The organism is Pseudomonas sp. FYR_2 (genome assembly GCF_043106425.1).
Classification (GTDB): domain Bacteria; phylum Pseudomonadota; class Gammaproteobacteria; order Pseudomonadales; family Pseudomonadaceae; genus Aquipseudomonas; species Aquipseudomonas monteilii.
The window spans coordinates 24,474-34,478 of record NZ_JBICMM010000027.1 but is presented as its reverse complement, the minus strand read 5'-3'; the positions used below and the strand labels follow the sequence as shown (position 1 = coordinate 34,478).

General features: G+C 61.8%; 10 protein-coding genes. 5 read left to right on the top strand and 5 right to left on the bottom strand.

All coding sequences use genetic code 11. The features are described 5' to 3' along the window. Nucleotides 1-9 precede the first annotated feature (9 nt). On the bottom strand, nucleotides 10-1,719 hold the full coding sequence (gene aceK / locus ACF8R4_RS13555) for a bifunctional isocitrate dehydrogenase kinase/phosphatase (RefSeq protein ID WP_392492689.1): 1,710 nt from the start codon (nucleotides 1,717-1,719) through the stop codon (nucleotides 10-12). A 126-nt stretch (nucleotides 1,720-1,845) separates the two neighbouring features. Between aceK and ACF8R4_RS13550 the strand changes: the two genes are divergently transcribed. After that, a complete protein-coding gene (locus tag ACF8R4_RS13550) occupies nucleotides 1,846-2,721 on the top strand; it encodes a DMT family transporter (protein WP_060498684.1) in 876 nt (291 codons plus the stop codon). Between the two features lie 13 nt (nucleotides 2,722-2,734). After that, the gene (locus ACF8R4_RS13545) at nucleotides 2,735-3,193 is read left to right on the top strand and encodes a DUF4265 domain-containing protein (protein ID WP_060498683.1); all 459 of its coding nucleotides are present in this window, start codon (nucleotides 2,735-2,737) and stop codon (nucleotides 3,191-3,193) included. 3 nt (nucleotides 3,194-3,196) lie between these two features. Here ACF8R4_RS13545 and ACF8R4_RS13540 read toward each other — a convergent pair whose 3' ends face one another. From ACF8R4_RS13540 to cysK, 4 genes are all read right to left on the bottom strand, one after another. Next, nucleotides 3,197-4,078, bottom strand: coding sequence for a DMT family transporter (locus ACF8R4_RS13540; protein ID WP_060498682.1), 882 nt, complete (start codon nucleotides 4,076-4,078; stop codon nucleotides 3,197-3,199). Between the two features lie 114 nt (nucleotides 4,079-4,192). Beyond that, nucleotides 4,193-4,354 (bottom strand): hypothetical protein, encoded by a 162-nt coding sequence (locus ACF8R4_RS13535; protein WP_156342120.1) that lies wholly within the window; start codon nucleotides 4,352-4,354, stop codon nucleotides 4,193-4,195. 116 nt (nucleotides 4,355-4,470) lie between these two features. Beyond that, nucleotides 4,471-5,406: an aspartyl/asparaginyl beta-hydroxylase domain-containing protein gene (locus ACF8R4_RS13530; protein ID WP_060498681.1), complete on the bottom strand. Its 936-nt coding sequence runs from the start codon at nucleotides 5,404-5,406 to the stop codon at nucleotides 4,471-4,473. A gap of 173 nt (nucleotides 5,407-5,579) precedes the next feature. After that, nucleotides 5,580-6,554 (bottom strand): cysteine synthase A, encoded by a 975-nt coding sequence (cysK, locus tag ACF8R4_RS13525; protein WP_104835371.1) that lies wholly within the window; start codon nucleotides 6,552-6,554, stop codon nucleotides 5,580-5,582. 134 nt (nucleotides 6,555-6,688) lie between these two features. On the opposite strand from cysK, the gene ACF8R4_RS13520 reads away from it, so the two are divergent. From ACF8R4_RS13520 to ACF8R4_RS13510, 3 genes are all read left to right on the top strand, one after another. Next, nucleotides 6,689-7,762 (top strand): DUF748 domain-containing protein, encoded by a 1,074-nt coding sequence (locus ACF8R4_RS13520; RefSeq protein WP_060498679.1) that lies wholly within the window; start codon nucleotides 6,689-6,691, stop codon nucleotides 7,760-7,762. A gap of 166 nt (nucleotides 7,763-7,928) precedes the next feature. Then, nucleotides 7,929-8,774, top strand: coding sequence for a MoxR family ATPase (locus ACF8R4_RS13515; RefSeq protein ID WP_012273667.1), 846 nt, complete (start codon nucleotides 7,929-7,931; stop codon nucleotides 8,772-8,774). Nucleotides 8,775-8,787: 13 nt separating this feature from the next. After that, the gene (locus tag ACF8R4_RS13510) at nucleotides 8,788-9,966 is read left to right on the top strand and encodes a VWA domain-containing protein (RefSeq protein ID WP_060498678.1); all 1,179 of its coding nucleotides are present in this window, start codon (nucleotides 8,788-8,790) and stop codon (nucleotides 9,964-9,966) included. Nucleotides 9,967-10,005 lie beyond the last annotated feature (39 nt).

Here is a 10,005-nt window from a genome sequence, read left to right as displayed (position 1 = left end):
AAAACAGATTTACCGAGCCTTGCGCCGATAAGGAAACACATCAATCACCTTCCCTTCCCTGATCGCCGCCTGCAACCCCTTCCAGTAATCCGCGTCATACAACTCCCCATGCAAGCGGCTGAACAACCGCCGCTGGCCGATATCGGCAAACAGGAACGGCGGAAACTCTTCGGGAAACACATCATGCGGGCCAATCGAGTACCACGGTTCGCCCGACATTTCGTCTTCCGGGTAACGCGGCGGCGGGATATGGCGGAAATTCACTTCGGTCAAAAAGCTGATTTCGTCATAGTCGTAGAACACCACCCGGCCATGACGCGTCACCCCAAAGTTCTTCAGCAACATGTCACCCGGGAAGATGTTCGCCGCCGCCAGTTGTTTGATGGCCAGGCCATAGTCTTCCAGCGCCTCATGCACCTGGCCTTCGCTGGCATGCTCCAGGTACAGGTTCAGCGGCGTCATGCGCCGCTCGGTCCAACAGTGGCGGATCAGCACCATGTCACCCTCCAGCGCCACGGTCGATGGCGCCACCTCCAGCAGCTCGGCCAGGCACTCTGGCTCGAACTTGTCACGCGGGAAGCGAAAGTCTGCAAATTCCTGGGTATCGGCCAAACGCCCGACACGGTCGACACTTTTCACCAGCCGGTACTTGTCGATCACCGTAGCGCGGTCAACGGTTTTCGAGGGCGAAAAACGGTCCTTGATGATCTTGAACACCGTATTGAAGCCCGGCAGGGTAAACACGCTCATGACCATGCCACGCACGCCGGGTGCCATGACGAAGCGGTCGTCGCTGCTGGCCAGGTGGTTGATCAGCGCCCGGTAGAACTCCGACTTGCCGTGTTTGTAGAAACCGATTGAAGTGTACAGCTCCGCAATGTGCTTGCCGGGCAAGATGCGCTTGAGGAAGTTGACGAACTCGGCCGGCACCGGCACATCGACCATGAAGTACGAGCGGGTGAAGGAAAAGATGATCGACACCTCGGCCTCGTCGGTAATCAGCGCATCGGCCTCTACGCCATGCCCCTCACGGTGCAACAGCGGAATCACCAGTGGCCACTGCTCGTCGCTGTTGTAAAGCCGGCCGACCAGGTAGGCGCCCTTGTTGCGGTACAACACCGGTGAAAACAGCTCCACCGCCAGCGTCGGGTCCTTGCAGACCCAGTCCGGCAGGCACTCGCGCAGCTGTTCCTCAAGGCGTGACAGGTCGCTTTCAAGGTCGCCATAGACGAATGCGTAGTCGGCGAAGATCGCCCGCAACAGGCCCCTGAGGCTGCCATTGGGGCAATAGGTTCGGGTTTGCGCAGCGCGCTGGTGGCTGCGGATCGACGGCCGGGTGGTGTGGATGAACATGCAGCCGTCGCTGATCTGGTCATGGCTGAACAGGCTACAGAACAGCGAGTTGTACCAGGTTTCCGACAGTTCATCGTCCAGGCGCGGGTCGATCAGGCCTATGTAGGCACTTTTCACCAAGGGCCACTGGCCGACCTCCAGCAGCACCTCGTCATCGAACGCATCCCGCAACCAGCCGTTGACCTCGCCGACCTTCTTTTCATAGAGGTTGATCCGCGCGGCGGCTGCGCGCTGGCAATCTTGCCAACGCGCCTGCTCGAATCGCTCACGGGCACCAAGGGTGATGCGGCGAAAATGCTCGCGGTAGTCGTCAAAGCCATCGAGGATCATCCGGGCGATCTCGCCGGCAGGCCAGTGCTGGGTCATGCGGGACACCTCGGTGCGGGGTGAGATAGACAGCTTAGCCGCACAGGATTACACCGCAAGAAAGCACAAGAATCTCCCCGCCCCCTCGCGTAAACTCGCGCCCCTGCCCTGCCTCCGGAGACCGTTGTGAGCCCCATCGCCCTAGCTCGCCTGCTAACCCTTGCCGCCGTCTGGGGGGCGAGTTTCCTGTTCATGCGCATCATCGCCCCCGCGCTGGGCACGGTGCCGACCGCGTTCTTCCGTGTGTCCATCGCCTGCCTGGGCCTGGTCGCCATCGTCGCCGCCGCCCGCGTACGCTGGGACTTCCAGGGCAAGCTCGGCGCCTGCCTGGTGCTGGGCATGATCAACTCCGGCATCCCCGCCACGTTCTATTCCGTAGCGGCCCAGGTGTTGCCGGCTGGCTATTCGGCCATTTTCAACGCTACCACGCCACTGATGGGCGTACTCATCGGCGTGCTGTTCTTCCGCGAACCCATGACCCTGCCCAAGCTTTGCGGCATTTTCCTGGGCCTGTTCGGCGTCGGCATCCTCAGCGGCGCCGGCCCGGTGGCACTGGACATGGCCTTGGTGCAAGGTGCCCTCGCCTGCCTGGCGGCCACCACCTGCTACGGCTTTGCCGGGTTCCTCGCCCGCCGCTGGGTCAGTGGCCTGGACAGCCGCCTGTCAGCACTGGGCAGCATGCTCGGTGCCACCCTCATGCTGAGCCCGCTGTTCGGCTGGAGCGCACTCACCCACCCGCCCGCCAGCTGGGGCGGTTGGCAGGTTTGGCTGTCGCTGCTGGGCCTGGGCCTGCTGTGCACCGCATTCGCCTACATCCTGTACTTCCGCCTGCTGGAAGAAATCGGCCCGGTAAAAGCCAGCACAGTAACCTTCCTGATTCCGGCATTCGGCGTATTGTGGGGGGCGTGGTTGCTGGACGAGCCGCTGTCGATGGCACACCTGTACGGTGGCTTGCTGATTGGCGTGGCACTGTGGCTGGTGCTGCGCCCGGCGCGCAGCTGAAGCGGGATACACGATGAACAGCGCGTACAAGAAAGTCCTGTTCCGCCTGGAACAGGACGAGACCGGCTATCCACCGGCCTCGGTCGAGGGCCTGTGGGCCAAGGCCGTGGAAGGTGGCTATGCCGTCGACAATATTCCCTTCCACGTTTACGGTATCGCCCCGGGCGACGTGATCGGCACCCATGAAGAAGCCGGCGAGACCTGGTTCGCCGAACTGCGCCAGCACAGCGGCAGCTCGGTGTTTCGGGTGGTGGTCAAACCGCCGGAAACCCTGGACCAGGTACGCGCAGCCTTGCAGGACTTCGGCTGCAACTGCGAAACCGAGCAAGCCGTGAAGATGCTGGCTGTCGAGGTGCCGTCGCAGCGGTCACTCGATACCCTGCTCTACTACCTGCTCACCCAGCGCGAAGCCGGCTTGCTGGACTTCGAGGAAGGCGTGCTGCGCCACACCATCCCCGAAGAGTTCCGCTAAGGCTTACGCCTCGGCCAACCGCGCAGCGGGTTTGCGAAACACGAACAGCAGGCCCACCACGATCAGCCCCATGCCCAGCAGGCTGAGCGGTGCCAGGCGGTTACCGAAAATCAGGAAGTCCATCACCGCAGTGACTGCCGGCACCAGGTAGAACAGGCTGGTGACATTGACCAGGTTGCCCTTGGCGATCAGCCGGTACAGCAGCAAGGTTGCCAGCAGCGAGACGACCAGGCCCATCCACAGCAGCGCGCCGACGAAGCCGCCTGTCCACTCGACATACAGCGGTTGCAAAGGCGCGAACAGCGCGCACATGGCAAAGCCGGCCAGGTACTGCAGCGGCAGCGTGCCCATGGGGTTGTCGGTGATGCGCTTCTGCAGGATCGAGCCCAAAGTCATGCTGGCCAGCGCCAGCAAGGCGAACAGCATCCCCGCCAGCGAAACGCCGCCCAGGTTGATACCCTGATAGACCACCATGATCAAGCCACCCAGCCCCAACCCAAGGCCGAACAGGCGGCTCCAGGAACGCTCGCGCTCCATCAGCACCACGGTCAGGATAGGTTGAACCCCCATCACCGTGGCCATCACGCCGGGGGTGACATGGGTGTTGAGCGCCAACAAGTAGAATATCTGGTACGCGCCCAGCAGCACACACCCGGTACCCAGTGCCCGCAGGATAGCCCCACGGCTGCGCGGCCAGCGCAGCCCCAGCAGAGGGCCGATCAGCAGCAAGCCGGCCAGGGCCAGCGCCGAGCGCAACAGCAGGAAGGCAAACGGGCTGGCATGCGCCAGGCCCAGCTTGGAGACGACCGCCCCGCTGCTCCACAGCAGGACGAACAGGCTGGTAGTGGCCGCCGAGGCCACGGAAGTTTTGGAAAAGACAGACATGTATGCACCTGTATTCGGGCAAATAAGCCGAACGGTGGGCGTAGACTTCAGCAGGGGAAGTAGCCGACCGTGTTCAGTAGCTTGCGTGTGCGAAAGGGTTCGGCCAGAAGCCGATCAGCCCAGCACGACCACGCAAGGAGGCGGAGCTACGCCGCCTACAACGCCACTGACAGGTGGTGGGTAGTGACTGATCATGGCCGGCTGCTGGCTGCCACGCACGACCATGCCCGCGACTGGCGCGATGGCAAAGCGTGTGGTGGAAGGGCTGGCTGGCATGTTCAGGTCTTCAGGGAAGATAGGTGTTTCGGAATATAGCGGTGAATGCCGGATTGGGCAACAACCTGAGCCGGCCAATTCGCGGCTTAAACCCGCAAAGAGGCCCGCCCAGCCGGTCAGAACAACCAACGATAAAGCAAATAGGCCACCACCACCGCCAGCACCGGCCGCAGCACGCGGTAGGCCTTGGGGTTGGCGCGCTTGAACTGCTTCACATGGCCACTGATCTTGTTGCTGAAGCGCTTGCTCCAGGCATACGCCTGGTTGATCCCGCCCACCCGCTCGTCATCGGTATTCTGCGGCGCGGTGGCGCGACCGAGGAAGGCACTGACCTGGCGGTTGATGCGGGTCATCAGCGGGCTGCTCAGCGGGCGTTCGATGTCGCAGAACAGAATGACGCGGGTAACGTCGGTCTCGTTCTTGACCCAGTGCACGTAGGTTTCGTCGAACATCACATCTTCACCGTCACGCCAGGCGTATTCCTCGCCATCGACGTAGATGCGGCAAGCATCGGAGTTCGGCGTGGACAGGCCCAGGTGGTAGCGCAGCGAACCTGCAAACGGGTCACGGTGCGGGTTCAGGTGGCTGCCGCCAGGCAGCAGGGCAAACATCGCACCCTTGACGTTGGGGATGCTGCTGACCAGCTCGACGGTGCGCGGGCACAGCGTTTCGGCCGAAGGCAGAGGTTTGTCGTACCACTTCAGGTAAAAACGCTTCCAGCCTTTCTTGAAGAACGAGCCGAAACCGGCGTCATTGTCCTTCTCGGCGGCGCGGATGTAGCCCTCGTCGAACAGGCGCATGGCCTCTTCGCGGATTTCCTGCCAGTTGTCTTTCAACACGTCCAGTTCAGGGAAGCGTTGACGGTCCAAATAAGGCTTGGACGGCACGCCGGAGAACAGGTACATCAAAGCGTTGTACGGGGCGAACAGCGCCGAATGGTTGACGAACTGGCGCAACACCGGCAGGCGGGCCTTGCCGCGCAGGTGCACGAACAGCACGCTGCCGAAAAACACCAGCAAGACACCCGCCTTGGCTGCAAAGGAAAAGGTCATGCTTTCACTCCTTGGGGAAGAGCCAGGGCTGCGCGTCCTGCTCTCCTGAAAATCATCCTGCCATCATAAACCGATCCCGCCGAGGTAAAAACAACCCGGGCGGGATCGCATTCATGAAGATTTTGCAATAAACCAGGCCGCGGATTGTTGCGCCGGGTCAGCGGCAGGGCCGATTACTGCTGGTTTTCCTGCTCGCTGAACATGTCGCTGAACAACATGCTCGACAGGTAACGCTCGCCCGAATCCGGCAGTACTACGACGATGGTCTTACCTTGCATTTCCGGCTTTTCGGCCAGGCGCACGGCGGCAGCCATGGCTGCGCCACAGGAAATGCCGCAGAGGATGCCCTCTTCCTGCATCAGGCGGATGGCCATGGCCTTGGACTCTTCATCGGTTACCGTTTCCACCTGGTCGACGATGGACAGGTCGAGGTTTTTTGGCACGAAACCGGCGCCGATGCCCTGGATCTTGTGCGGGCTGGGCTTGAGCTCTTGGCCGGCCAGGGTCTGGGTAATCAGCGGCGACGAAGCGGGCTCAACGGCCACCGACAGAATGGCCTTGCCCTGGGTGTGCTTGATGTAGCGCGATACACCGGTGATGGTGCCGCCAGTGCCCACACCCGCCACCAATACGTCGACTGCGCCGTCGGTGTCGTTCCAGATTTCCGGGCCGGTGGTTTTCTCGTGAATGGCCGGGTTGGCCGGGTTTTCGAACTGGCCCGGCAGGAAGTACTGGGCCGGGTCGGACGCGACGATTTCGTTGGCCTTCTCGATGGCGCCCTTCATGCCCTTGGCCGGGTCGGTCAGTACCAGCTCGGCGCCCAGTGCCTTCAGTACCTTGCGGCGCTCCAGGCTCATGGAAGCGGGCATGGTCAGCATCAGTTTGTAGCCACGGGCAGCGGCGACGAAGGCCAGGCCGATACCGGTGTTGCCCGAGGTGGGCTCGACGATGGTCATGCCCGGCTTGAGCTTGCCGCTGCTCTCGGCGTCCCAGACCATGTTCGCACCAATGCGGCACTTGACCGAGTAACCCGGGTTGCGCCCTTCGATCTTGGCCAGGATGGTCACGCCGCGCGGGGCGATGCGGTTGATCTGCACCAGCGGCGTGTTACCGATGGAGTGGGCGTTGTCTGCAAAGATACGGCTCATGGCAGGGGTCCTTGGCATGAAAAAGAGCAGGGAAAGACCTCAAGGGTAAGCCCCGGCCAGTGGCCCGTAAAGCCTGTTAGAACTCAGCCGGGCGCATTGCGGTCAACCGCACATCCCGCCTTGGAGACGCACCGATGAGAGCCCGTTATCGCTGGCCGCTGATCGGCATATGCAGCCTGGTCGTGCTGTTGGTCACCCTGCACCTGGCCCTGCCCTACCTGGTGCGCGACTACCTGAACGACAAACTGGCCAACATGGGCGACTATCGGGGCCAGGTGGCTGATGTGGACCTGGCCTGGTGGCGCGGCGCTTACCAGATCAACGGGCTGAAGATCGTCAAGACCAGCGGCAAGGTTCCGGTACCCCTCCTTGACGCACCGCTGATCGACCTGTCGGTGAGCTGGGCCTCGCTCTGGTACGACAAGGCCGTGGTGGCCACAGTGACCTTCGTTCGTCCTGAGCTGAATTTCGTCGACGGCGGCAGCAAACAGGCATCGCAGACCGGCCGGGGGACCGACTGGCGGCAACAACTGGAAAAACTGCTGCCCATCACCCTTAACGAAGTGCGTATCGACAGCGGCGTGCTCACCTTCCGCAACTTCAATTCCAAGCCACCGGTGGACCTCAAGGCCACAGAGTTGAACGCCAGCATCCGCAACCTGACCAACGTGCGCAACAAGCAGGGCCGGCGCGACGCCAGTCTGGAGGCCAGCGCCCTGCTGTTGGGCGATGCCAAGGTTGAGAGCCGCGCCACTTTCGACCCGTTCAGCGATTTCGACGACTTCCAGTTCCGCTTGCGCGCCACGGGTATCGAGCTGCGCAGGCTCAATGACTTTTCCAGCGCCTACGGCAAGTTCGACTTCAATGCCGGGCATGGCGACCTGGTGATCGAGGCGCAGGCAGAAAACGGTCGGCTCACGGGCTATATCAAACCGTTATTGCGTGATGTGGACGTGTTCAACTGGCAACAGGACGTGCAGGAAAAGGACAAAGGCTTTTTCCGCTCGGTGTGGGAGGCGCTGATTGGGGCGACCGAGACGGTACTGAAGAACCAGCGCAAGAACCAGTTCGCCACCCGTGTGGAGCTCAGTGGCAGTGTGCGTAAACAGGATGTCAGCGCATTCGAGGCGTTCTTGCAGATACTGCGTAATGGCTTTATCCAGGCGTTCAATGCGCGGTATGAGCAGCCCAGGCCGGATTCTGACTGAGTGGGCGTGACGGGGCATTCAGAGACTGAATACCTGGTCTGCGTTTGCAGCTGCCGAACCCCGCGTTATAGTCGGTGACAAATCAATTCATGTGTTGCCTGTGCTGGCCTCTTCGCGGGTAAACCCGCGAAGAGGCCAGCACAGGCTTACAACAGAGGACAAACCCATGAAGTTCGAAGGCACCCGCGACTACGTCGCCACAGACGACCTGAAACTGGCGGTGAACGCGGCCATCACCCTCGAACGCCCGCTGCTGGTCAAGGGCGAACCCGGCACCGGCAAGACCATGCTTGCCGAGCAGCTGGCTGCCTCGTTCGGCGCGCGCCTGATCACCTGGCACATCAAGTCCACCACCAAGGCCCACCAGGGGTTGTACGAGTACGACGCGGTGAGCCGCCTGCGTGACTCGCAACTGGGTGTGGACAAGGTGCACGATGTGCGCAACTACCTGAAAAAGGGCAAGCTGTGGGAGGCCTTCGAGGCCGAAGAACGGGTCATCCTGCTGATCGACGAAATCGACAAAGCCGACATCGAGTTCCCCAACGACCTGCTGCAAGAGCTGGACAAGATGGAGTTCTACGTCTACGAAATCGACGAGACCATCAAGGCCAAGCAGCGCCCGATCATCATCATCACCTCCAACAACGAAAAGGAGCTGCCGGACGCCTTCCTGCGCCGCTGCTTCTTCCACTACATCGCCTTCCCTGACCGCACTACCCTGCAGCAGATCGTCGACGTGCACTACCCGAACATCAGCCAGTCGCTGGTCAGCGAGGCGCTGGATGTGTTCTTCGACGTGCGCAAGGTACCGGGCCTGAAGAAAAAGCCGTCCACCTCCGAGCTGGTCGACTGGCTGAAGCTGCTGATGGCCGACAACATCGGTGAAGCGGTGCTGCGCGAGCGCGACCCGACCAAGGCCATACCACCCTTGGCCGGTGCGCTGGTGAAGAACGAGCAGGACGTGCAACTGCTGGAGCGCCTGGCCTTCATGAGCCGGCGCGGCAACCGCTGACAGGAGCCGGGCCATGCTGCTCAACCTGTTCAATGAAATGCGCGCGGCCAAGGTGCCGGTGTCGGTACGCGAGCTGCTGGACCTGCACCAGGCCCTGCAAAAGCGCGTGGTGTTCGCCGACATGGACGAATTCTACTACCTCGCCCGCGCCATTCTGGTGAAGGACGAACGCCATTTCGACAAGTTCGACCGGGCGTTCGCCGCCTACTTCAAGGGCCTGGAAAACCTCGACCGGCACATCGAGGCACTGATCCCCGAAGACTGGCTGCGCAAGGAATTCGAGCGCTCGCTCACGGACGAAGAGCGTGCACAGATCCAGTCCCTTGGCGGCCTGGACAAGCTGATCGAAGCATTCAAGAAACGCCTTGAAGAGCAGAAGGAGCGCCACGCCGGTGGCAACAAGTGGATCGGCACTGGCGGTACCAGCCCGTTCGGCTCAGGCGGCTTCAACCCCGAGGGTATCCGCGTGGGCGAAGCCGGCAAGCGCCAGGGCAAGGCAGTAAAAGTGTGGGACCAGCGCGAGTACAAGAACCTGGACGACCAGGTGGAACTGGGCACGCGCAACATCAAGCTGGCCCTGCGCCGGCTGCGCAAGTTCGCCCGTGAGGGTGCTGCCGAAGAGCTGGACATCGACGGCACCATCGACCACACCGCGCGTGATGCCGGGTTGCTGAACATCCAGATGCGCCCTGAGCGGCGCAACACGGTGAAGCTGCTGTTGCTGTTCGACATCGGCGGCTCGATGGACGCGCACATCAAGGTCTGCGAAGAGCTGTTTTCGGCGTGCAAGACCGAGTTCAAGCACCTGGAGTACTACTACTTCCACAATTTCGTGTACGAGTCGGTGTGGAAGAACAACCTGCGCCGCACTTCGGAGCGGTATTCCACCTTCGACCTGCTGCACAAGTACGGCGACGACTACAAGGTGGTGTTCGTGGGTGACGCGGCCATGGCGCCCTATGAAATCACCCAGCCGGGGGGTAGCGTGGAGCACTGGAACGAAGAGGCCGGGTATGTGTGGATGCAGCGCTTCATGGAGAAATTCAGGAAGATCATCTGGATCAACCCGTATCCGAAGCAGGCCTGGGACTACACCGCTTCGACCCATCTGGTGCGGGACCTGATCGAGGACAAGATGTACCCGCTGACCTTGCAGGGGTTGGAGGAAGGGATGCGGTATCTGTCCAAGTGATGCAGCCTGTGCCGGCCCTTTCGCGGGTAAACCCGCTCC